The organism is Streptomyces sp. NPDC056361 (genome assembly GCF_042262805.1).
In the GTDB taxonomy this organism is placed as follows: domain Bacteria; phylum Actinomycetota; class Actinomycetes; order Streptomycetales; family Streptomycetaceae; genus Streptomyces.
On record NZ_JBHJQI010000111.1, the window covers coordinates 1 to 22,531 of the forward strand.

Below are 22,531 nucleotides of genomic sequence, written 5' to 3' on the forward strand. Positions count from 1 at the left end.
GGCCGTCCGGCCGGGGGCGCCCTTCGTCCGTACGTCCGCGGGAAGCCCCGGTCAGGCGGGGTTCAGCCGCCGCTCCCCCGCCGGCACGGCGGTGTCGAGCGTGTTCCCGGGCGGTGGGAACGGGCAGAGGAAGTGGTCGGCGAAGGCGCACGGCGGCAGCAGCGCCCGGTTGAAGTCCACCGCCACCGAGCCGTCCGCCGCCGGGACCGCCGGCCGCAGGAAACGGAAGCGGTAGCTGTCCCGGCCGCTGGTCGCGTCCGCGAAGACCGCCCACAGCGTGCCGTCGTCCTCGACGGCCACCTGGAGGGTGTGCTCCCCGCCGTGCAGCTCGAAGGAGAGCTCGCCGGTCAGCCCCAGGCCACGCTCCCGGCCGTCGGCGTTCTCCACCCGCACGTTGCGCTTCGCCTCGTACGGCCGGTAGGTGCCGGGCACCACCCAGCGCTCGTCGTACGGGGCGGCCTCGATGCCCCGGAAGGCGCGGCGCGCCTCCGCTCCGGGGTCGAAGTCCCGTACCGCCCAGAGCCCTTCGCGCCGCAGCACGACGAGCCGCCGGCCCGCCGCCTCCACCCGGGACTCGTGGATCGGGCCGTGGTCGGCGCCCAGCCGGACCGTGCCGGCGAAGGGCTTGCCGTCGACGGTCAGCCCGTCCCCGGCGTCCGCCGTCAGGACCACCTCGTCGCCGCCCTCCCGCCACTCGCCGGGAACGGCCGGAATTCGCCCCTCCGGGACGTCCGAGAGCCAGTGGGTGCCCGCGAGGGAGAGCGGGCCGTACGAGGAGGAGACCGCGGCCTCCCGCTGCTCGTGCCAGTGCTGCCAGTCCTGCCGTGGATCCGTGCTCATGGCGTCCGACCCTTCCATACGGGCGCGGGAAGACCGAGGTGCGACCGCAGCGTGGTGCCGGAGTACTCCGTACGGAAGACCCCGCGTTCCTGGAGCAGCGGGACGACCCGGTCGACGAAGTCGTCGAGGCCGCCGGGGGTGAGATGGGGGACGAGGATGAAGCCGTCGGCCGCGTCCGCGGCGACGAACTCCTCCAGGGCCGCCGCCACCGTCGCCGGGGAGCCCACGAAGGACTGCCGGCCGGACGACTCGATGACCGTCTGCCGGATCGACAGCCCCTTCGCCTCCGAGAGCGCCCGCCACCTCCGCGCCACCGCCACCGGATCGGCGACCCGCACCCGGCCCTGGACGAGCGCCGATTCGGGGTCCGGGTCGACGTCCGGGAGCGGCCCGTCGGGGTCGTAGCCGGACAGGTCGCGGCCCCACACCTGCTCCAGGGCGATGATCGCGTTCTGCGGGGAGACCTGCTGCCGGCGGATCTCGGCGGCCCTCTCCTGCGCCTCGGCGTCGGTGTCGCCGAGGACGTAGGTCACCCCCGGCATGATCTTCAGGTCCCCGGGCGCCCGTCCGTACCGGGCGAGCCGCGCCTTCACGTCGGCGTAGAACTCCCGGCCGGCCTCCAGGGTGGAGTGCCGGGTGAAGATCACGTCGGCGGCCGAGGCCGCGAACTCCCGCCCCTCGGCGGAGTCCCCCGCCTGGATGACGACCGGATGCCCCTGCGGGGAGCGCGGGACGGTGAACCCGCCGCCGATCCGGAACTGCGGCCCGCTGTGGGCGAACGGCCGCTGGGCGCCGTCCGGTGTCCAGGAGTCCCACAGCTCCCGGGCGGTCGAGAGGAACTCGGCGGCCCGCGTGTACCGGTCGGCCCGGTCCAGGTAGCCGCCGCGCCGGAAGTTCTCGCCGGTGAAGGCGTCCGAGGAGGTGACGACGTTCCAGGCGGCCCGGCCCGCGCTGAGGTGGTCGAGCGAGGCGAGGCGCCGGGCCAGCTCGTACGGCTCGTTGAAGGTGGCGTTGACCGTGGCGGCGAGGCCGAGCCGGTCGGTGACGGCGGCCAGCGCGTTCAGGACGGTGATCGACTCCGGCCTGCCGACGACGTCCAGGTCGTGGACGCGCCCCGCGTGCTCGCGCAGCCGCAGCCCCTCGGCCAGGAAGAAGAAGTCGAACAGACCGCGCTCCGCCGTCCTGGCGAGGTGCTCGAACGAGGAGAAGTCGATCTGCGAACCGGACCGCGGATCGGCCCAGACGGTGGTGGAGTTGACGCCGGGGAAGTGCGCGGCGAGATGGATCCGCCGCCCGCCCCGGCTCATGCGGACGCTCCGGTCGTCGCGTACTGGCTGACCGGACGGGCGAGCCCCAGGTGGTCGCGGAGGGTGGCGCCCCCGTAGGCCGAACGGAACAGGCCGCGGTCCCTGAGCCGGGTCGCCGTCCCCGCGGCGAACCGCTCCAGGTCGCGCTCCGGCACGGCCGGGACGAGGTGGAAGCCGTCCACCGCCCCGCCGCCGTGCCAGCCGGCGATCAGCTCGGCGAGCGCCCCCGGCCCACCCTCGTACGCGTCGAGGTCCACGGTCAGCGAGAGCAGCACCCGCAGTTGTCCGGGGTCCCGGCCGTGGGCGCGGGCGGACCGGTGCAGCTCGGCGCGGAGGGCGGCGGCCTCCTCCGCGGAGGAGGCCCGGACCAGGACCACGTCGGCGTGGTGGGCCGCGGTGTCCCGGGCGGCCGGGCGGGTGGCGTCGACGACGGTCACCGGGTTGCCCTGCGGGGGCCGGGGGACGATCGACGGTCCCTTGACCGAGAAGGTCGCGCCCTGGAAGTCCACGTGGTGCAGCTTGCGGCGGTCGACGAACCGGCCGGTCGCCGCGTCCCGTATCTCGGCGTCGTCCTCCCAGCTGTCCCACAGCTTGCGCGAGACCTCGGCGACCTCGCCCGCCTCCTGCCAGAGCTCGGCGGTCGGCGGGGCGGGGCGGCGGCCGAACAGCCGGGCCTCGGCGCCGGTCGGGGACACCTCGATCCGCCAGCCCGCCCGGCCCCGGCTCACCCAGTCGAGGGTGGCGACGGCGGCCTGGACGTGGAAGGGCTCGGTGTGGGTGGTGGTCACGGTCGGCACGAGGCCGACGGAGCGGGTCTCGGGCGCGACCCGGGCGAGGACGGCGAGGGCGTCCAGGCCGGGCCGGGCGAAGGAGTCGTCGTGGGTGACGAAGTCGAGCGCGGCGGCCTCGGCGAGCCGGGCGAGCGCGACCGTACGGGCGGCGGTGTCCGGGCCCGGGGCGGCCCGGCCGGAGCCCGGGGCGAGCTCGGCGGCGAGGTGGAGCGGTCGTGTGCTGGTCATGCGGTCTCTCTCGGAGCAGGTGGGGAGGGTCAGTTCTTGGTGCGGGGCAGGCCGGGCGGGTTGATCTCGGACTTCTGCACGGCCTCGCTGCTCAGGCCCCACCGCTTGAGGACCTCGGCGTAGGTGCCGTTCTCGACGAGGTGGTCGATGGCGGCCGCGTAGGCGGCGACGAGGCCGCTGTCCTTCTTCGTGGTGGCCGCGATCTTGCCCTGGAGTCCGGCGCCCGCCCCGGAGAACTTGCCGACGGCCTCGGTCTGTCCGGCGGAGGCCACGTGGTAGGCGACGGTGGGGTTGGGGCCGAGGTAGCCGTCGATCCGGCCGGACTGGAGGGCGAGGTAGTAGTCGGTGGTGTTGTCGTAGTACTTGATGTCGACGCCCTTGCGGCCGGCCTTCTCGTTCTGCCGGGACCAGTCGACGAGGATCTTCTCCTGGTTGGTGCCGGAGCCGACCGCGATCCGCTTGCCCGACACGTCCTCGGGGCCCTTCACCGTCCAGCCGGAGCCCTTCTTCGCCTCGAAGGCGAGGTCGTCGAGGCGGTAGGTGGCGAAGTCGTACTTGTCCTTGCGCTCCTCGGTGACGGTGACGTTCGAGAAGACGGCGTCGTACTTGCCGCTGTCCAGGCCGACGAAGAGGTTCTCCCAGGACACCGGGTTGAACTCGGGCTTCAGGCCGAGGGTGTCGGCGACGAGGGTGGCCAGGTCGAGCTCGACGCCGATCAGCGTCTTGTCGTCGGTGGCGCGGAAGGCGAGCGGCGGGTTGCTCTTGGCGGAGACGCCGAGGACCAGGGTGCCTCTCTTGCGGACGGCCTCGGGGAGCTTCCCGGCGATGGCGTCGACCTTGGCGGTGTGGACGCGCTTCTGGTCGGGGCCGATGTTGATGCCGGTGTCCTTCCGGCCCTCCGGCTTGATCTCGTCGACGGCGGCGTCGCCCGCGCCGCAGGCGGTGACGAGCCCCAGGGCGGTGAGCGAGGCGAGGGCGGCGAGGAGGGTGCGGCGGGACTTCATGACGGTGCTCCTTGGGTGAGGTGAGGCGAGACGAGGTGAGACGAGGTGAGGTGAGGTGAGGTGAGGTGAGGTCGGTACGCGGGAGAGAAGTGGTCGAATGCGGGGGGGGAGTGGTCAGAGGACCTTGGAGAGGAAGGCGCGGGTGCGGTCGTGGCGCGGGCTGTCCAGCACCTCGGCCGGCGGCCCCTGCTCGACGATCCGGCCCTCGTCCATGAAGACCACGGTGTCGGCGACCTCGCGGGCGAAGCCGATCTCGTGGGTGACGACGATCATGGTGGTGCCGGAGGCGGCCAGGTCCTTGATGACGTCGAGGACCTCGCCGACCAGTTCGGGGTCGAGCGCGGAGGTCGGCTCGTCGAAGAGGAGCAGGCCCGGTTCGAGGGCGAGCGCGCGGGCGATGGCGACCCGCTGCTGCTGTCCGCCGGAGAGCTGCTTGGGGTACGCCTCCGCCTTGTCGGCGAGTCCGACGCGGTCGAGCAGGCTCCGGGCCGCGGCCTCGGCCTCCTTGCGGGGGCGCTTGAGGGCCGAGACGGGGGCCTCGGTGATGTTCTCCAGGACGGTGAGGTGTGGGAAGAGGTGGAAGTTCTGGAAGACGAAGCCGATCCGGGTGCGCTGCTTGAGGATCTCGCGCTCGCGCAGCTCGTACAGCTTGTTCCCGGAGCGTCGGTAGCCGACGAGGACGCCGTCGACGCTGACCGTGCCGCCGTCGACCTTCTCCAGGTGGTTGATGGTCCGCAGGAGGGTGGACTTGCCGGAGCCCGAGGGGCCGAGGACGACGGTGACCTCGCCGGCCCGGACGTCGAGGTCGATGCCGCGCAGGACGTGCAGCGGACCGAAGTTCTTGTGGACGCCGCGGATCTCGACCTTGGCGGTGGTGGCGGTGGCGGATCCGGCCGCGGGGTCGGCGGTGGTGACGGAGCTCATCGGACGCTCCCCTTCGCGTAGTGGCGTTCGACGTAGTGCTGGACGACGGAGAGCGCGGTGGTGAGCAGGACGTACCAGGCGGTGGCGACCATCAGGAGCGGGACGACCCGGCCGTTGCGGCCGTAGACGACCTGCACCTGGTAGAAGAGTTCGCCGATCGCCATGACGGAGACGATCGAGGTGCCCTTGAAGAGCGAGATGATCTCGTTGGCGGCGTTGGGCAGGATCGAGCGCATCGCCTGCGGCAGCACGATCCGCCGGACCTGGCGGAGCCGGGGGATGCCGAGGGAGGCCGCCGCCTCCAGCTGGCCCTCGTCCACGGCGAGCACGCCGCCCCGGACGATCTCCGCCGCGTACGCCGCCTGGTGCAGGGCGAGCCCGAGGACCGCGGCGCCCATCTCGCCGACCAGGCCCATCGTGTCGAAGGAGAGGAAGCTCGGCCCGAAGGGGATGCCGATGCTCAACTCCTTGTACAGGTAGGCGAGGTTGAACCAGAAGAGCAGCTGGACGATGAGCGGGATGGAGCGGAACGCCCAGATGTAGGCGAAGGCGACCGACCGCAGGAACGGGCTGGCCGACAGGCGCATGAAGGCGAGGACGATGCCGATGGCGAAGCCGAGGGCGGTGCCGTGGAAGGTCAGCTGGAGGGTGACCCAGACGGCTTGGAGGATCGTCTCCGTGGTGAAGAAGGCGGCGAAGACGTCCCACTCCCAGCCGGGGTTGGTGACGAGCCCGTGGGCGAACTGCACGAGCAGGACGGCGGTGGCGGCGACGGCGACCCAGCGCCAGGGATGGCGCACCGGGACGACCACGAGCGCGGCGGGCTCCGGCGGTGCGCCGGGCGGGTCCTTCGCGACGGTTGCGGTGGCGGGCGGATCACTGGTGAGAGACATGGCGGTTCCTCGGAAGGGGCGGGACGGGCAGGAGCGGCGCGGGGTCGGGAGCTCGGCGGGCGCGGTGCGGGACCGCGCCCCGGCGGCGCGGGGCAGGCGCTCGGGATTGCGGGATCAGGCGCTCAGCGGCGCGGGGCAGGCGCCCAGCGGTGCGGGGCAGGCGCTCGGCGCTGTGGGGTCAGGCGCTCAGCGGCGCCGGGATCCGACACTCCCGGTCGCGCAGGAAGGTCAGCGCGGCGCGCGCGGTGACGTCGTTCTGCCCGAAGGCGATCCCTCCGGTGCGGGGCCGGGTGAACGCCCCGCCGACACGGGCGGTGGTGTGCGGCCCGAGCGCGAAGCGGCGCGGGTGCGGGCGTCCGTCGCGCTCCAGGATCCGGCCGTCGGCGGGGTCGACGACGAGGAGGCCGCTCGCGGTGGCCCGGGCCCCGTCCTCGTACAGCGCGCGCAGCAGCGGGCTGCCGGTGAGTTCCAGGGTGGGCTCGGGGAGCCGGGCCTCGACCAGGGCGCGGGCCTCGGTCCACTCCCCCGGCACGGCGGCGGACGAGGCCCGGAAGACCCCGCGCTCCTCGTCGGTCTCGACGGTGACCTGGGGACCGAGGAAGCGCACGATCCCGGCACGGGACAGGGCGAGGAGCTGCCGCAGCCGGGGCCCGGGCGGGCCGGAGGCGAGGTAGCTGAAGAAACCGTGCCACCAGCCGCCGGGGTCCATCCGCTTCCCGAGCCGCAGGAGCTGGCCGTAGACGGAGAGCAGCCCTGCGAAGACGGCCGCGTCGGGGCTGTGCGCGGGGTCGTGGCGGCGGTTCAGGTCGTCGGTGACGTAGTCGCGCAGTCCGTGCTGCAGCGCCTCGGCGGACGCGAACCGGATGCCGTCCAGCGGGTGGTCGAGGGCGTCGAGGTCGAGCCGGTCGGCCGGGTCGGGGACGGCCGCGGCGACGACCGCGGCCAGCTCGGCCCCCAGCGGCGGCGCCGCCGCGTACGCCTCCTCGAAGTCGCTCCAGGCGAGCGAGGTCCGCTCGGGGTGGGTGGAGAAGAGCCGGTGGTAGTGCGCCCAGCCGAGCTCCTTGTCGACGAGCGGCCACACGTCGGCGCGGAAGTCGATCGGCCCGGCCCTCCGCAGCAGCGCGTCGGTCTGCTCGGTGCCGAAGAAGCGCGGCAGCGGCGGCCGTTCGCCGTCGAGGACGTACCCGATCTTGGAGTGGTACGGGACCCCGCGGCGCGATCCGGCGTACAGCACCGGTTCCTTGCCGGAGGGTACGTAGACCAGCGCGTCGCCCTCGCCCTCGTACCGGCCGCCGCGGCCCTCGGTGAGCAGCACCATCAGGTCGACGAAGGCGAGTCCGAGGCCGCGGACGAGGACGGGTTCGCCGGCGGGCAGCGCGCCGAGGTCGGTGTCGGCGGTGAAGTCGGGCGGCAGGTGGGTGAGCCGGTGGCGGGCGGCGAAGGCGGCGAGTTCCCGCTGCTCGCGGTCGGGTTCGGCGTCGAGGTGCCCGACGGTGAGGACGACGAGGTCGGCGAGGAGGGGGCCGGCGCCGCCCTCCAGCCAGACCCGCTGGCGTCCCTCGCGGGGGCCGCCGATCCGCAGGACGGTGGCGCGGTGCTCGTGGACGGTGACGCCGGCGGGCAGGGCGTCGCGGGCCCGCTCGTACACCCAGCGCAGGTAGGCGCCCTGCTGGGGGCGGGTGGGGAAGGTGCGGCCGTCGATTCCGGCCCATTCGGCGAGGGTGGGGCCGGGCCGGACGGGGCCTTCGAGCTCGACGGTCTCGTCGGTGAACATCGTGACGTCCTCGGCCTGGGAGTTCATCCAGAGCAGCGGGGACTGCTCGGTGCGCCAGATCCGGCCGGGGCCGGGCGGGTGCGGGTCGACGAGGTGGACGTCGAGCGGGCCGTCGCCGTACAGCTCGGGCAGGTTGGCGGCGAGCCGTTCGAGGAAGCCGGTCCCCCGCGGCCCGGCCCCCACGACGACGATCGACGGGCGGAGGCTCATCGGGCACCGGCCGTTCCGCGGGCGTAGTGCCGCTCGACGTAGTGCTGGCCGATGCCGAGGACCGAGGTGACGGCGACGTACCAAAGCGTGGCGACGAGGAGCAGCGGGATGATCTCGTACGTGCGGTGGTAGACGAGCTGGGTCGAGTAGAGCAGGTCCTGGACGGCGATGACGGAGACGATCGACGTGCCCTTGAGGGTCCCGATCAGCATGTTCCCGGCCGGCGGGACGATGGCGCGCATGGCCTGCGGCAGCACGATCCGGGAGAGCCTGCGCCACCGGCCGAGTCCGAGGGACTGGGCGGCCTCGATCTGGCCGCGGTCGACGGAGAGGATGCCGCCGCGCACGACCTCGGCGGCGTAGGCGGCCTCGTGCAGGGTGAGGCCGATGACGGCGACGGCGACCGGGCCGAGGAGGTTGACGGTGTTCACGCCGAGGATCTGCGGGTAGAGCACGCCGATGTTGAACCAGAAGAGCAGCTGGACCAGGATCGGGGTGGACCTGAAGAACCAGACGTATCCCCAACTGACCGCGCGGAGGACGGGGTTGGCGGACAGCCTGAGGACGGCGAGCAGGGTCCCGAGGACGAAGCCCAGGGCCATGACGAGGGCGGTCAGCCACAGGGTGAGGCCCAGTCCGCGCAGGACGGACGCGGAGGTGAAGTACTGGGCGACGACGTCCCACTGGAAGGCCTTGTTGCGGACGACCGAGACGAGACCGAGCGCGAGCAGGACGAGGACGAGGCCGGCGGCGGCCCACTGCCCGGCACGGCGGGTGGGGACGACGCGGAGCGGTGGTTCGGCCGGCGGGGCCGTGGAGGGCGTCTTGACGAGGGTCGCGGACATGCGAAGGCTCCGTGGATGCCAGAGAGTGGATCGAACACGGGGGTGCGCCTTCACACGCGTGGTGTGCGGTACCGGGCCCCTCAGCCCGATCCGCCCTTCGAGGCTATGCGGTCAACACGGCCCGCTGTCAAGGCTGTCCGCACTGTGAGCCGTACGTCTCATCGCGGTTGACGCGGAAGCGGATGCCTGTTCCACTGAGGCCATGCATCCGCAGCAGCTGGTCAAGCGCTCCCACATCGACTTCGGTCGCGTGTGGTCCTCTTCCTGTTGAGCCGACCCCCTGCTCTGCCCCGCCCGCGTGCTGTCCTCCGCGGCGCCTTCACACCCAGGCCCCTCGTGAGCGCCTGAGCCCTCCCCTCCCCTCGCTCCGCCCTGCTCTTCCGGCTTTCCCCTGTCCTCCCCCTGCATTCCCGTGCCCTGCCCCGCCGTTCCCCGGCGGCCGAACCGCCCTGCCTCGCCCTTCCCGGGCGTCTCCTCTGCCTTGCCCCGCCGTTCCCCGGCGTCCTTCCCTGTCCTCCTTCGCCCTGAAGGACCGTCATGACCTTCGCGTTGTCCGTGCACCGGACCACGACCACCGACCCTCTGGCGCGCCCGCTCTTCGAGGAGCTGGCGCACGAGTACACGACCCGGTACGGGTCGCCGCACGACCTCGCCACCTATCCGGCGGCGGAGTTCACCCCGCCGCACGGAGCGTTCCTGCTCCTCCTGGAGCAGGGCCGGCCCGTGGCGGGCGGCGCCTACCGCCGCTACGACGAGCACACCGCCGAGCTGAAGCGGATCTGGACGCACTCGGCGCACCGCAGGCGCGGGCTCGCCCGCCGCGTCCTCACCGTGCTCGAACGGGAGGCGGCCGCGCGCGGCTACTCCCGGGTCTACCTGACGACCGGCCCGCGCCAGCCGGAGGCCAAGGGCCTCTACCTGGCGAGCGGCTACCGCCCGCTCTTCGACGTGACCGCCGATCCCGAGTCGATCGGCCCGCTGCCGTTCGAGAAATTCCTGGAGAACCCGAAGCCATGAGCACGCGCACGAGTTCCGGCACCGCACGCACCACCGTCGCCTTCGCCCTGATCACCGCCGCCGCGCTCGCCCTCACCGCCTGCACGGGAGGCGATCCGGCGACCTCCCCGGCCGGGGCGTCGGGAGCGCCCGGCGCGGCGAAGGGCGGACTCCCCACCGAGGACGTGGTGTCGGGGGTCCGGAAGAACGACGCGGCGGCGAAGCTGCTCCCCGCCGACGTGCGGCAGCGGGGCAGCCTCACGTTCGCCGCCTCGGTCGCGACCCCGCCGAGCTCCGCCTACCTGCCCGACGGCACGACCGTGGTGGGCGTGGACGCCGACTTCTCGGCCGCGGTGACGAAGGCCCTCGGTCTGGAGCTGAAGCGCGAGGTGGTGGGCTTCGAGGCGATCCTGCCTGCGCTCGGCAGCGGCAAGTACGACGTCGGCACCGGGAACTTCGGCGTGACCGAGGAGCGGCGCAAGACCATCGACTTCGTCACGTACGTCAACGACGGCCAGGGCTTCGCCGCCCGGTCCGACAGCACCCTGAAGGCCGTCACCGACCTCACGCAGCTGTGCGGCCTGAAGGTCGCCGTGAACGCCGGCACCACCTTCGAGCGGACCCTGGAGAAGAACAAGGGCCGGTGCGCGGAGGCCGGCAGGAAGCCGTACGAAGTGAACGTCTACAGCGAGGCGGGCGCCATCTGGATGTCGCTCCGGCAGGGCCGCAGCGACGTCGTGATGAACACCATCAACGGCGTGCGGTACGCGGTGACCCAGCAGCAGAACGTGAAGTTCCTCAACGAGTACCGGCGGCTCGACGTCGGCTTCGCCTTCAAGAAGGGCACCCCGCTGGCCCCCGCCTTCCAGGCCGCGGTCAACGGCCTGAAGGCGGACGGGACGTACGACCGGATCCTGCGGAAGTGGGGCGTGACGGGGTCGGGCATCGCACGGTCCGAGATCTCCCCGCCGGAGATCCCGGCACCGGCGAAGTAGCGGTACGGGAGTTCCGGCGGGGTGCGCCGACGGTACGTCAGCAGTCGCAGCCGCAGTCGCAGCAGCAGCCGTCGCCCTCGCAGCAGGACGAGCAGTTGCTGCAGCAGTCGCAGCAGTCGCAGCAGCTGCCGGGGTCGCACTGCTGGCAGAGCCCGTCGCGCCGCTGGCGGCTCCAGGGGTCCTCGAAGGTGCCGCAGCACATCTGGCAGGTGCAGGCGAGGCCGACCCAGAGGGCGCATCCGGCGATCAGCCCGCGCCGGTTCGGCGGCCCGGGCGGGAGCGGCCCGCCGGGGCCACCGGGACCGCCGGGGCCGGGTGCGTACGGACCGCCGGGACCGGCGGGGCCGCCGGGACCGGGCGCGTACGGGTTGCCGGGCACCGGGCCGCCGGGAGTGGCGTACGGGTTGCCCGGCACCGGGCCGTGGCCGTGCGGCGCGCCCTGTCCCGGTGCCCCGTGCGAGCAGCTGGTCGTGCCGAAGGCGCGGTCGACCGAGGTGCGGAGTTCGTGGGCGAGGAGGACGTGGGCGAGCTTGCCGTCGGCGAACTCGGCGTCCTTCAGGGCGAGGCGTATGCCGTGCAGGGCGTCGTCGGCGAGCCGGCGGGCCTCCTCGCGGGAGGTTCCGGTGGCGGTGAGCGGGTTCCAGGCGCCGCTCTCCGCGTCTGCGGCCTGGTCCTCGACGGCGTCGAGGAGGTGGGCGAGGCGGCCGAAGAGGCGGCCGGCCTCGGCGAGCGGTGCCGCGTTGCCCGGGCGGCCGGCGAGGACGGCGGTGTGCGCGAAGGCGGCGGCGGTCGCCGTCTCGGTCGGCTCGGTGACGGTGAGCAGGGGGGTGCCGGGGCCCGCGAGGGTCTCGATGCCGGTCTGGCGGTCGACGGCGTCGACGAGGACGGCGGTGTCGAAGCCGAGCGCGCGGCCGGTCCTGGCCCCGGCCCTGTCCCAGGAGCGGGCGACTCGGCGGGCCGCGGCGGCGACGGGCCGGCGGGCCAACAGGCCGTCCCGGTCGGCGACGTGGTCGCGCACCTTCGCCGAGGCGAGGACCAGCGAGACGGCGGCGGCGAGCCGGGCGCCCTCGCCCTGGGCGACGGGTGCGGTCCGCATGCCGCGCAGCGGGCAGGGGCCCGCGGTGCGGCGGCCGCTCGCGACGGCGCCGGTCTGAGCCTCCGTCAGAACCGAGACGATGAGGCCGTCGTAGTTGGTGACGACCCGGGCGAACTGCCCGTGGTCCGCGCGGAGCGCCAGGCAGAGGCCGCAGAGGTGGGCCATCCACTCGACCTTCAGACCGTCGGTGAGCCGGTGCGTGCAGGGCCTGACGATTCCGAACAAGAGACTCCCCCGTGGACTGTGCGACGTGCGGCCGAGCGGCCTCGCGGCATCGTAGCGAGCGGGGTCGTTCACCCGTACGCGCCCACCGTCACCCGTCCGGCCCGACTTTCATATTTTCAGCAACATGGCCCTCCTTCAGGGCCCGCATACCGCAAGTTTCCTGACGAATCGCCAGGAAACGTCCCTCACGTTCTGCACCAGTACCGTCACGAATCCCCTGCGCGGCGCCTATCCACTTGGCGCGCGATCCGCATCATGGACGACGATGGGTACTGCGGAACCACAAGTGACCGCGCTGAAAGGAGGCGTCCATGGGATCGGTGCGCAAGGCGAGTGCCTGGCTGGGACTCGTCGAGGACAACGACGAGCGTTACTACGACGACGAGTACGCCGACGGTGCCGAGAGCGGCGACGCCTGGGTGACGGACCCCCGGGTCCGGGTCGCCACGGACACCGCCGAGGAGCGGGGCCGCCGGATCGCCACCGTCTCCCCGGACGGGTTCCGGGACGCCCGGAGCATCGGCGAGCTCTTCCGGGACGGCGTTCCGGTGATCGTGAACCTGACCGCGATGGAGGGCAACGACGCGAAGCGCGTGGTCGACTTCGCCGCCGGTCTCGCCTTCGGCCTGCGCGGCTCGATCGAGCGGGTGGCGACGCGGGTCTTCCTGCTGACCCCCGCCGACACCCAGATCGTCACCGGCGAGTCGGGCCGGCGTCGGCAGGACGGTTTCTTCAACCAGAGCTGACCGGGCCCGCCGGCCCGGCACCGCGCCTCCCGGGCGATCGGGTCAGTGCGCCGGGCGCCCCGAGCCGGCGGGCTCGATCGCTTCCCGGGTCGCGGGCACCCGCGGCTCGGACGACTCCGGGCACTCGGACCGCTCCGAGGCCCCGACGGACACCACGTCCGCCCCGGCGAGACCGGGCGTCCCACGGAGCCCCGCCGCGGCGGAGTCCGCGGTCCCGGCGAGCTCTGCGGCCAGGTCCCCGCGCTCAGGGGCCACCGCCGTCCTCGCGACCTCCGGCGCCCCGAAGGCGTCGACGCCGTCCGCGTCCGGTGCGTCCTGGTCCAGCGGGCAGTCCATCACCCGCGGCAGCCGCCGGGCCATGAACGCGCCCATGAGGAGCAGTCCGGCGCTCACGCAGAGCGTGACGTGCAGGCCGTTCACGAAGGAGTGGCGGGCCGCCTGGTGCAGGGCGTCACCGGCCGTGCCGCCGAGCTGGTCGGCGACCTTGTAGGCCTCGCCGAGCGAGTTCGCCGCGGCCCGGCTCGCCTCCGCGGGCACCCCGGGGACCCCCGCGAGCCCGGGCGCGTAGGCCGCGTTCATCACACTGCCGAGCAGGGCGATGCCCATGCCGGCGCCGAGCTGGTACGAGGTCTCGCCGATCGCCGCCGCTCCGCCCGCGCTCTGCGGCGGGGCCTCGCTGAGCATCGACTCGTACGCCGAGAAGAGCGTGGTCTGCAGGCCGAAGCCGAGCAGCACGAAGCCCACCGTGAGCAGCAGAGGCCGGTCGTCCTGTCCCATGAGGGTGAGCAGCAGCACGGCGGCGGCGGTGAGGACGAAGCCCCAGCCGACCATCCGGCGCGGCCCGATCCTGCGGAGGGTGTACGAGCCGGTGGCGCCGGCGGCCATGGCGGCGAAGGTGAGCGGGAGGAGCCGGAGGCCGGTCTCCAGGGGGCTGAGCCCGAGGACCAGCTGGAGGTACTGGACGGCGATGAGCTCCAGGCCGACCAGGGCCAGCATGCCGATGACGATGCAGCCGACCGAGGTGGTGAAGGCGGCCCGGGAGAACAGCCGCAGGTCGATCAGCGGGTGCGGGCGCCGCTTCTGCCGCCGTACGAAGAGGACGAGGAGCGCGGCGCCGACGAGCAGCGGCCCCGCGGTCGGGAGGGCGAGCAGCGGATCGCCCGCCCCGGCGCGCTTGACGCCGAGGACGCAGCCGAGGACGCCGGCCGCGGCCATGAGCGCGCCGAGGACGTCCCAGGGGCCGTCGGAGCCGCCCCGGGACTCGGGGAGGAGCCGGCGGCCGAGCGGCAGGATGAGTGCCATCAGCGGGATGTTGATGAGGAAGACGGAGCCCCACCAGTAGTGCTCGACGAGGAAGCCGCCGAGCACCGGTCCGGTGGCGGCGCCGACCGCGGCGACCGCGGTCCAGATGCCGATGGCGGTGGCGCGCTCCCGCCGGTCGGGGAAGACCGCCCGGAGGATGGAGAGCGTCGCGGGCATGATCATCGCGCCGCCGACGCCCAGCAGCGCGCGGGCCGCGATGAGGACCGAGGGTTCGGTGGCGAGGGCGGCGACGGCCGAGGCGATGCCGAAGAGCGCGTAGCCGAGGAGGAGCACCCTCCGTCGTCCGACCCGGTCCCCGAGGGTGCCGAAGAGGATCAGCAGCGAGGCGCAGATCAGCGGATAGGCGTCGACGATCCACAGCAGCGCGGTGGAGCTGGGGCGCAGGTCCTCGGTGAGCGAGGGGACGGCGACGTGGAGGATGGTCGCGTCGAGGGCGACCAGCAGGAGGCTGACGCAGAGGACGACGAGGACGACCCAGCGGTTGGTGCCCCTGCCGGTTGTTGCGGCACGGAGTCCTTGGGCCGTTTTCGTCCACGACATGTGCGTACCTCCCAGTGCAGCTCTCGCGCTCGGCGGGCCCCGGACCAGGGCGTATGCCCCTGGGGCGGCCCGGCATCGACGGGCGAGCGAGCCGTCAGCGTACGCGAGTTCAAGCCCCGAGCGCGTGGTGCAGCTCTCACCCCGGCGGGCCTCGGGGTGTGGCGTACGCCACTCCGGGGGGTCCGCGCGTCGCATGGAATTCCGTACGGACGCCTGTTTGGGGAAATTCCTTCGCGTTCAAACACTCTTCCGAAATCGACCCCTACGACAATAGGGAGGAAGGTCATCTGATTTACCGACGGACGTCTGGAATAGACCACTCACTGAGACCTACTCCACATCACATGGTCATCACGAAGGCACCGGAACGACCGGGTCTGCTTCTCACTCCCTGTAACGTCGATTGGGTGCGTACCGACATCTTTGCCCGGCTGGACCGGGAGCCGGAACCGCCGAAGATAGAGGTCCCGCGGATGACCCGCACGCGTCTCGCCCTCTTCGGCGGGACGTCGGCGTTCTATCTCGCCATCGTCGTGGCCGTGTTGCTGTCGACCTGGCTGGTGACCCTCGACTGGAAGATCATGCTCTTCCGGCCGTACCAGCAGTGGCCCGAGATCCACGGATTCCTCGACTACTACGTCGTCCTCGGTCAGCGCGGCCCCACGGCCGTCATGGTGGCCGCGTGGCTGGGCTGGCGCTCCTGGCGCCAGCACACCCTGCGGCCGCTGCTGTGTCTCGGCGCCGCCCTCCTGCTGCTGAACGTCTCGGTGGGCGCGGTCAAACTCGGACTCGGCCGTCTCGGCCCCCACTACGCGACCCAGGTCGGCTCCGCCGAGCTGTTCGCCGGCGGCGACATATTCCCCTCGGGTCACACCGCCAACGCGGTCGTGACCTGGGGCATCCTCGCCTACCTGGCGACCACCCCGCGGGCCCGGCGCTACCTGTCCGCGCTGTCCGCGGTGGTCGCGCTCGGCGTGGGCCTCACCACCGTCTACCTGGGCACGCACTGGCTGAGCGACGTCCTGCTCGGCTGGGCCGCCGGACTCCTCGTCCTGCTCGCGCTGCCGTGGTGCGAGCCGTTCCTCGCCGTGGTGGAGTCCTGGATCCTCGCCGCACGGGACCGTGCGCGGGAGCGGCTGCGGGACCGCCGCCGTCTCGTGCCGTCGCTGCCCGTGGCCTCCGGAGGCCCGCGCCCGGGGTTCTTCCCGCCGCGTCCGTCCGGGACCGACGAGCCGGCCCGCGAGCCGGTCCGCGAGCCCGTGGGGGTGGCCGGCGGTCGGCGCGCCCCGGCGACCCGCGGCTGACGCCTCACGCCGTACGAGAAGGGCCCCGGCCACATCGGCCGGGGCCCTTCCGTGTGCGGTGAGGTGCCGTCAGCCGAGCCAGCAGCGGGTGACGGACCCGTCCTCGACCTCGAAGTTGATCCGCCCGGACAGGTACTCCATGGTGACGATCGAGCCGGGCGGCAGGGACCTGACGACCCTCCAGCCGCGCGCCCTGGCGAGCTGCTCGGCGCCTTCCGCGTCGAGGCCCACATAGGACTCGGGAGCGTCGCGGGGCGGTTCGGGAGTGCGTGATGTGGGTGACATGGACCTCACGTTAGTCCCTTGGCGGTCACGCTTGTGTCACAAGTTCTCGACATATGTTTGACACGCCGGGCGTCACTCGAAGGGGCCATTTCCGGCCGTTTCTCCGGCAATTCCGAAGACCGTCCGGAAGTTCCCGTGAAGCCCGAGGGAGCGGCCGACCGGGCATACGCAATTTCCCGTTCCCGTGTTCCCGCGCCGAATTGCGGCGGCGACGCGCACGCGAGCCGCCCACTGTTCCCTTACAGAATGCTTACGCTGACCGAACGCCCGGAGACGCGGAGCCGGGAGGACGGCGAGCCGGAGGCAGCGATGGGCAACGGGACAGCGACCGCGACCGCCGAATCGACCCGGCAGCGGCACGGCCGCATCCTGATCGACTGGGCCACCACGACCGACCACAAGAAAATCGGCCACCTCTATCTGGCCACCGCGTTCCTCTTCTTCCTCCTGGCCGGGCTCATGGCGATGCTGATGCGGGCCGAGCTCGCCCGCCCCGGACTCCAGCTCGTCTCGAACCTGGAGTACAACCAGGCGTTCACCCTGCACGGCACGATCATGCTGCTGCTCTTCGCCACGCCCACGTTCGCCGGCTTCGCCAACGAACTCGTGCCGCTCCAGATCGGCGCGCCCGACGTGGCCTTCCCGCGGCTCAACATGTTCTCGTACTGGCTGTTCCTCTTCGGCGGCCTGATGGTGGTCGGCTCGCTGCTCACGCCGACCGGCCCGGCCGCCTTCGGCTGGACCGCGTACGCCCCGCTCAACAGCCTGGAGCGCTCCCCCGGCGCCGGCGTCGACCTGTGGATCATGGGCCTGGCACTCTCCGGTTTCGGCACCATCCTGACCTCGGTCAACTTCCTCGCGACCATCGTCGGGATGCGGGCGCCGGGCATGACCATGTTCCGGATGCCGATCTTCACCTGGAACGTCCTGTTCACCGCGGTCCTGGTGATCGTCGCGTTCCCGGTGCTCGCGGCGGCGCTGCTCGTCCTGGAGGCCGACCGGCGCCTCGGCTCCGTGGTCTTCCAGCCCGAGAACGGCGGGGCGCTGCTGTGGCAGCACCTCTTCTGGTTCTTCGGCCATCCCGAGGTCTACATCATCGCGCTGCCGTTCTTCGGGATCATCAGCGAGATCATCCCGGTCTTCGCCCGCAAGCCGATCTTCGGCTACACGACGCTGGTCGCCGCCACCATGGCGATCACCGGCCTCTCGGTGGTGGTCTGGGCCCACCACATGTTCGCGACGGGCGCGGTGCTGCTGCCGTTCTTCTCGATGCTCTCGTTCCTCATCGCGGTGCCGACCGGCGTGAAGTTCTTCAACTGGACCGGAACGATGCTGCGGGGCTCGCTCTCCTTCGAGACCCCCATGCTGTGGTCCGTCGGCTTCCTGGTCTCGTTCCTCTTCGGCGGGCTGACCGGGGTGATCCTCGCCTCGCCGCCGATGGACTTCCCCGTCACCGACTCGTACTTCGTCGTGGCGCACTTCCACTACACGGTCTTCGGCACGGTGGCCTTCGCGACCTTCGCCGGCTTCTCCTTCTGGTGGCCGAAGTTCACCGGCCGGATGCTCGACGAGCGGCTCGGGAAGATCCACTTCTGGACCCTGTTCACCGGCTTCCACCTGACGTTCCTGGTGCAGCACTGGCTCGGCGCGGAGGGCATGCCCCGGCGGTACGCCGACTACCTGGCCGCGGACGGCTTCACGGCCCTCAACACCCTGTCGACGATCGGCGCCTTCCTGCTCGGCGCCTCCACCCTGCCGTTCCTCTACAACGTCTGGCGGACCTGGCGGTACGGCGCGAAGGTCGACGTCGACGACCCGTGGGGCTTCGGGCGCTCCCTGGAGTGGGCGACCTCCTGCCCTCCGCCGCGGCACAACTTCGACGCCGTGCCGCGGATCCGCTCCGAGGCGCCCGCCTTCGACCTGCACCACCCGGAGTTCGCCGACTACGAGCGGATGCGGATCACGAGCCCCCCGCCGACCGGCGTTCCGTCCGGTCCAGAGCACGGGACAACCGGTCCCTGAGCGCGCGGACCCGGTCCGTGAGCTCCGGCGGCTCCACCACCTCGAAGTCGAGGCCCATCATCGACACGTGGACCACCATCACGTCCAGGTTGTGCGCCCCGGTCCGCAGCAGGCAGCTCCCCTCGCCCTCGGCCTCCAGGGTGCCGTCCATCGGGCCGACGACCGAGGCGGCCTCGGTGAGCGGCACGAGCAGCCGGACCGTGGCCTCCGCCGCGTACGCGGTGCTCGACACGCCCTTCGAGACATAGGCCGCCAGGTCGTCGGCCGGCGGCTCGCGGGGCGGGAAGCGGGGGCCGTGCGGCGGTGTCGGCTCGATCCGGTCGACCCGGAACGTGCGCCAGTCGTCCCGGTCCACGTCCCAGGCGACCAGGTACCAGCGCCGCTCCGTGCACACCAGGCGGTGCGGTTCGACGGTCCTTCGGGTGGCCGCGCCGCCGTGGTCGCGGTAGGCGAAGCGGAGCCGCTCGCTGTCCCGGCAGGCGTTGGCCAGCTCGGTGAGGACCGCCGGGTCGACCCGCTCCCTCGGGGTGCGCATCATCGGCACCGTGAAGGCGTTGAGCGCCGAGATCCGGCGCCGCAGCCGACCCGGCAGGACCTGCTCCAGCTTGGCCAGCGCGCGTACGGAGCTCTCGCCGATGCCCTCGACGCCCTGCCCCGCGGCGGCGCGCAGACCGACCGCGACCGCCACCGCCTCCTCGTCGTCGAGGAGCAGCGGCGGCAACTCGGCCCCGGCCCCGAGCTGGTAGCCGCCGCCGGTGCCGGGGCTGGCGTGCACGGGGTAGCCGAGCTCCCGCAGCCGGTCGACGTCCCGCCGGACGGTGCGCGCGGTCACCCCGAGCCGCTCGGCGAGATCGGGTCCCGACCACTCCCGGTGGGCCTGGAGCAGCGAGAGCAGACGCAGCAGTCGTGCGGAGGTCTCCAACATGTCCCCGAGTCTGCCAGCCCTCGCGGACAGTTACGGTCCGCGTTCCCCGGCCCCCGGGGCGGTCTTCCGTGTCAGCGGAAGCGGCGCACGATCCGGCCGGCCCTCGCCTTCTGCGCGTAGACGGCGTCGACGACCCGGCCCACCGCGCGGTGGATCGCCGCCCGTCCCGCGGAGTGGGTGCGCCGGCTCGCGCCCCGGGCGACGAGCTCCGTCCAGAGCGCCTCGTGCCGGGCCGCGATCCGGTCCGGGTCGAAGCGCTCGGAGGCGGCGAGCGCGGCCCGCGCGGTCTTGGCGCGCAGTTCGTCGTCCTCGACGAGACCGCGCAGCGCCCGCGCGAACGCGGCGGTGTCGTCGACCGGCACCAGCCGCCCGTCGACCCCGTCCTCGATGATCTCGCGCGGCCCGTGCGGGCAGTCGGTGGAGACCACCGGGAGGCCGCAGCGCATCGCCTCCACGATCGTCATGCCGAAGGACTCCCGCTGCGAGGTCACCGCGGCGATCGAGCCCTTGGCCCACTCCGGTTCCATCGGGGTCACCGACCCCATGAGGAAGGCCTGTCCGCCGAGGCCCCGCTCCTCGATCCGGCGGGCCAGCGGACCCTTGAGGTCCTGGACGGCGTCGCCGGTGCCGTAGATCCGCAGCTTCCAGTCGGGGTGGTCGGCCGCCACCTCGGCGAAGGCGTCGATCAGGACGTCGTAGCGCTTGACGCGGGTCAGCCGGCCGGCCGCGACGACGGTCTTCGCCGCGGGGTCGGCGGGCGGCACCGCGGGCGCGGGCACGCTGTTGGGCACGGACTCGACGCGCACGCCGGGCAGGTCCAGCTTCCGGTAGGCGCGGGCGTCGGCCTCGGTGACGGTCGTGACGGCGTCGAGGAGCGCGTACTCGTGGGCGATGTCCCGGCGCAGCCGGTAGGTGTGGCCGTCCAGTATCAGGTGCTCCTGCCCGATGAGGACCGGCCCCCGCCGGGCCTGCCGGGCGAGGTGCACGTTGAGTCCGGGCCGGGTGGCGACGAGGACGTCGGCCTCGACCCCGCCCAGGTGTTCCCCGATCCGCGCGTCGGTCAGCGCGCTGTACTGCCTCCAGCGTCCGTCGCCGCGCGGGAAGACCACGGCGGGGCGGTGGAAGTCGGGGTGGTCGCCGTCGTATCCGGGGCTGTCCTTGCGCAGGTCGACGAGGTGGCGCAGCGTCACCCCCGAGGGCAGGCCCAGGAGCGGGCGGTCGCGGTGGCGGAACACCGAGACGATCTCGACCTCGTGGCGGTCCGCCAGTTGCTCGGCGAGCGTGAACGTGGTCCGGATCGTGCCGCCGTAGTGATAGCCGTTGTGGAGCAGAAAGGAAATACGCATGGCGCCGCCGGTTCCCCCCGGTCAGTCATTTCGTTCGGTCGCCCGTGACTGTACTGCCGGGGCGGAAAGGCGGGTCCTCACGGGCGGTAGCCGAGCTGGGGCACGGTCGCGCAGTTCCGCGTCATCTCGCCCTGGCTCACCCAGCCCCGGCCGTCCTCCCAACGGGCCACGGACAGACAGGTGTTGCGGGTGGCGGGTGGCCGGTCCAGGTGCTCGAAGCGGACGGGGAGCAGCAGTCCCCGCGCCGTGTACGGCTCCGGGCGGGTGACGAACTCCTCGACGCACGCGCGCGTGAGGCCGTCCCCGGCGAGGCAGGAGCGGGCCGCGTCGGTGAACCACATGGCCGCCGCCCATCCCTCCAACTGCCACTGGGAGAGCGGCCGCCGCCCCATGGCCGCGCGGAACTCGCGGACGGCGGGGTGCCCGGTGTCCTCGTAGTTGCGGCTGGCGCCCGTCACCCACAGGGCGTTCCGGCAGCCGGGGGCGCGCGCGTAGTCGCGGGCGACGGTAGAGGACCAGTTCTGCACGTTGGTGACCTTCGCGGCGACCCGTACCCCGAGCGTCTCCATCGCCTCGCAGAGCCGCACGTTGCCGTGGGTGTCCATCGCGTCGAAGAGGACGTCGACGTGCCGGTCGCGCAGATCGGCGGCGACCGCGCGGAAGTTGGGCAGGGCGAAGTCCACCTGCTCGTCGACGACCCGGTAGCCCTCGGCGCGCAGCCCGTCCGCGATCAGCCGGGCGTACGCGGTGGACGCGGCCTGGTTGTACGAGACGACGGCGGCGGTCCTGGCGCCCTTCTCCTTCTCGAACCAGCGGTAGACCTCGGTGCCGCCGTACAGCGTCCCGTCCCAGCCGGGCTTCCCGCCGGTGCGCGGGGCGGAGCTGCCGTAGATCCCGTAGAGGTGGGGGTACGTGTCGTACGCGGGCGTCAGGGGCTGCCCGCCGACGTCGGGGACGCCGGCCCGGGCGACGAGCGGTGCGCCCGCGTAGTCCAGGGCGGTGGTGGCGACGAGGGCGAAGACCCGGCGCTCGTCGAGCAGCCGGTGCACGCACGCGTTGTCGCCGACGCCGCTGCCGCCGTCGTCGCAGGTCTCGACCTCGATCCGGCGCCCGTCGAGGCCGCCGCGCGCGTTCAGGGCGTCGAAGTAGGCGCGGGCTCCGTCGCGCGGCCCGGTGAACGCCTCGCCGCCGACGGGGCTGGTGGCGCTCGTGATGATCCCGACGCGGAGCGGCTCACCGCCGGAGGGGGTGGCGGTGGGCCGCGTCTCGAAGGCGCGCTCCGGGAGCCGGCTGCCGCACCCCGCCAGGAGCGCGAGCAGCGCGGCCAGGAGCAGCGCCGCGACCGCCTCAGCAGCCCGGAACGGTGACACCGCTCAGCTCGACCAGGCCGCACAGGGTCTTCACGGAGACCTTCCAGGTGCCGTCCTGGAGGATCGAGGTGCCCTGGGAGCCGGACAGGGCCGGGTTTCCGCCGACCAGCAGGTCGTAGGTGACGTTCGCGTCGGTGGCGGAGGTGAACGCGATCCCGGTGACCTTCGCCGAGGTCATGGCCGCGTTCTTGTCGCCGGCGAAGGCGGCCAGGACCGGCCGCATCTGCTCCCCGTTCTCCAGGAGCGCCGCCTTCTCGGCCACGGGGGTCTTCGGGTCGAAGAACGCCGTCCAGTTCTTGGTGATCTCCGCCTTGGCGGCGACCGGATCGTCGGGTCCGACGGCCGCCGAGGACGGCGCGGACGACGTCCCGCCGTCGTATCCGCCGTTCCCGCCGTCGGAGCAGGCCGCGACGGCGGGGGCGAGCACCAGGACGGCGGCGGCCGCGAGGGCCGCGAGGCGGGGGCGCCCACCTCGTCGTACGAGGACCATCTGGCTCACCACCGGGTGTCGCTCCGCACCGCAGGACTGATGCTTCCAGAGT

At 72.8% G+C, this 22,531-nt stretch carries 20 protein-coding genes; 5 read left to right on the forward strand and 15 right to left on the reverse strand.

The genetic code is table 11. From position 1 onward, the window contains the following. Positions 1–51: 51 nt before the first annotated feature. The 8 genes from ACFCY7_RS28955 to ACFCY7_RS28990 all read right to left on the reverse strand — a co-directional run bounded on the left by ACFCY7_RS28955 (position 52) and on the right by ACFCY7_RS28990 (position 8,816). Entirely contained in the window at positions 52–840 is a 789-nt protein-coding gene (locus ACFCY7_RS28955) for a DUF1684 domain-containing protein (RefSeq protein WP_376489007.1), read from the reverse strand. Beyond that, a complete protein-coding gene (locus ACFCY7_RS28960; protein ID WP_376489008.1) occupies positions 837–2,147 on the reverse strand; it encodes an NtaA/DmoA family FMN-dependent monooxygenase in 1,311 nt (436 codons plus the stop codon). Before ACFCY7_RS28960 ends, ACFCY7_RS28955 begins: the two co-directional genes overlap by 4 nt. Next, on the reverse strand, positions 2,144–3,166 hold the full coding sequence (locus ACFCY7_RS28965; RefSeq protein ID WP_376489009.1) for an LLM class flavin-dependent oxidoreductase: 1,023 nt from the start codon (positions 3,164–3,166) through the stop codon (positions 2,144–2,146). The genes ACFCY7_RS28960 and ACFCY7_RS28965 overlap by 4 nt, the downstream gene beginning before the upstream one ends. A 29-nt stretch (positions 3,167–3,195) precedes the next feature. Beyond that, positions 3,196–4,170 (reverse strand): ABC transporter substrate-binding protein, encoded by a 975-nt coding sequence (locus tag ACFCY7_RS28970; protein ID WP_376489010.1) that lies wholly within the window; start codon positions 4,168–4,170, stop codon positions 3,196–3,198. Between the two features lie 114 nt (positions 4,171–4,284). Beyond that, positions 4,285–5,094 (reverse strand): amino acid ABC transporter ATP-binding protein, encoded by an 810-nt coding sequence (locus ACFCY7_RS28975; protein ID WP_376489011.1) that lies wholly within the window; start codon positions 5,092–5,094, stop codon positions 4,285–4,287. Continuing rightward, on the reverse strand, positions 5,091–5,987 hold the full coding sequence (locus ACFCY7_RS28980) for an amino acid ABC transporter permease (protein ID WP_376489012.1): 897 nt from the start codon (positions 5,985–5,987) through the stop codon (positions 5,091–5,093). Before ACFCY7_RS28980 ends, ACFCY7_RS28975 begins: the two co-directional genes overlap by 4 nt. A gap of 178 nt (positions 5,988–6,165) precedes the next feature. Continuing rightward, positions 6,166–7,971, reverse strand: a complete 1,806-nt coding sequence (locus ACFCY7_RS28985; RefSeq protein ID WP_376489013.1) for an FAD/NAD(P)-binding protein — start codon at positions 7,969–7,971, stop codon at positions 6,166–6,168. Further along, a complete protein-coding gene (locus ACFCY7_RS28990) occupies positions 7,968–8,816 on the reverse strand; it encodes an amino acid ABC transporter permease (RefSeq protein WP_376489014.1) in 849 nt (282 codons plus the stop codon). The genes ACFCY7_RS28985 and ACFCY7_RS28990 overlap by 4 nt, the downstream gene beginning before the upstream one ends. A gap of 537 nt (positions 8,817–9,353) precedes the next feature. On the opposite strand from ACFCY7_RS28990, the gene ACFCY7_RS28995 reads away from it, so the two are divergent. Then, positions 9,354–9,833 (forward strand): GNAT family N-acetyltransferase, encoded by a 480-nt coding sequence (locus ACFCY7_RS28995; protein WP_376489015.1) that lies wholly within the window; start codon positions 9,354–9,356, stop codon positions 9,831–9,833. After that, on the forward strand, positions 9,830–10,807 hold the full coding sequence (locus tag ACFCY7_RS29000; RefSeq protein WP_376489016.1) for an ABC transporter substrate-binding protein: 978 nt from the start codon (positions 9,830–9,832) through the stop codon (positions 10,805–10,807). The genes ACFCY7_RS28995 and ACFCY7_RS29000 overlap by 4 nt, the downstream gene beginning before the upstream one ends. A gap of 37 nt (positions 10,808–10,844) precedes the next feature. On the opposite strand, the gene ACFCY7_RS29005 is transcribed toward ACFCY7_RS29000, so the two are convergent. Further along, positions 10,845–12,128 carry a DUF5685 family protein gene (locus ACFCY7_RS29005; RefSeq protein ID WP_376489017.1) on the reverse strand — a complete coding sequence of 428 codons (1,284 nt, stop codon included), beginning with the start codon at positions 12,126–12,128 and terminating at the stop codon, positions 10,845–10,847. A 311-nt stretch (positions 12,129–12,439) separates the two neighbouring features. On the opposite strand from ACFCY7_RS29005, the gene ACFCY7_RS29010 reads away from it, so the two are divergent. After that, positions 12,440–12,874, forward strand: coding sequence for a cell division protein SepF (locus tag ACFCY7_RS29010; protein WP_017241572.1), 435 nt, complete (start codon positions 12,440–12,442; stop codon positions 12,872–12,874). Positions 12,875–12,916: 42 nt separating this feature from the next. Here the strand turns inward: ACFCY7_RS29010 and ACFCY7_RS29015 are convergent, their stop codons facing one another. Continuing rightward, positions 12,917–14,737, reverse strand: a complete 1,821-nt coding sequence (locus tag ACFCY7_RS29015) for an MFS transporter (RefSeq protein ID WP_376489018.1) — start codon at positions 14,735–14,737, stop codon at positions 12,917–12,919. Positions 14,738–15,144: 407 nt separating this feature from the next. On the opposite strand from ACFCY7_RS29015, the gene ACFCY7_RS29020 reads away from it, so the two are divergent. Further along, the gene (locus ACFCY7_RS29020; protein WP_376489019.1) at positions 15,145–16,041 is read left to right on the forward strand and encodes a phosphatase PAP2 family protein; all 897 of its coding nucleotides are present in this window, start codon (positions 15,145–15,147) and stop codon (positions 16,039–16,041) included. A 69-nt stretch (positions 16,042–16,110) separates the two neighbouring features. Here the strand turns inward: ACFCY7_RS29020 and ACFCY7_RS29025 are convergent, their stop codons facing one another. Beyond that, entirely contained in the window at positions 16,111–16,326 is a 216-nt protein-coding gene (locus ACFCY7_RS29025; RefSeq protein ID WP_376489020.1) for an I78 family peptidase inhibitor, read from the reverse strand. Positions 16,327–16,635: 309 nt separating this feature from the next. Between ACFCY7_RS29025 and ctaD the strand changes: the two genes are divergently transcribed. Continuing rightward, positions 16,636–18,348 (forward strand): cytochrome c oxidase subunit I, encoded by a 1,713-nt coding sequence (gene ctaD, locus ACFCY7_RS29030; protein ID WP_376489029.1) that lies wholly within the window; start codon positions 16,636–16,638, stop codon positions 18,346–18,348. Here ctaD and ACFCY7_RS29035 read toward each other — a convergent pair. From ACFCY7_RS29035 to ACFCY7_RS29050, 4 genes are all read right to left on the reverse strand, one after another. Next, positions 18,287–19,273 carry a helix-turn-helix transcriptional regulator gene (locus ACFCY7_RS29035; protein ID WP_376489021.1) on the reverse strand — a complete coding sequence of 329 codons (987 nt, stop codon included), beginning with the start codon at positions 19,271–19,273 and terminating at the stop codon, positions 18,287–18,289. The two genes, ctaD and ACFCY7_RS29035, sit on opposite strands and share 62 nt — an antisense overlap. A gap of 71 nt (positions 19,274–19,344) precedes the next feature. Next, positions 19,345–20,619, reverse strand: coding sequence for a glycosyltransferase (locus ACFCY7_RS29040; protein ID WP_376489022.1), 1,275 nt, complete (start codon positions 20,617–20,619; stop codon positions 19,345–19,347). Positions 20,620–20,696: 77 nt separating this feature from the next. Further along, positions 20,697–21,989, reverse strand: coding sequence for an ABC transporter substrate-binding protein (locus ACFCY7_RS29045; protein WP_376489023.1), 1,293 nt, complete (start codon positions 21,987–21,989; stop codon positions 20,697–20,699). Next, entirely contained in the window at positions 21,967–22,491 is a 525-nt protein-coding gene (locus tag ACFCY7_RS29050; RefSeq protein WP_376489024.1) for a hypothetical protein, read from the reverse strand. The genes ACFCY7_RS29045 and ACFCY7_RS29050 overlap by 23 nt, the downstream gene beginning before the upstream one ends. Positions 22,492–22,531: the final 40 nt, after the last annotated feature.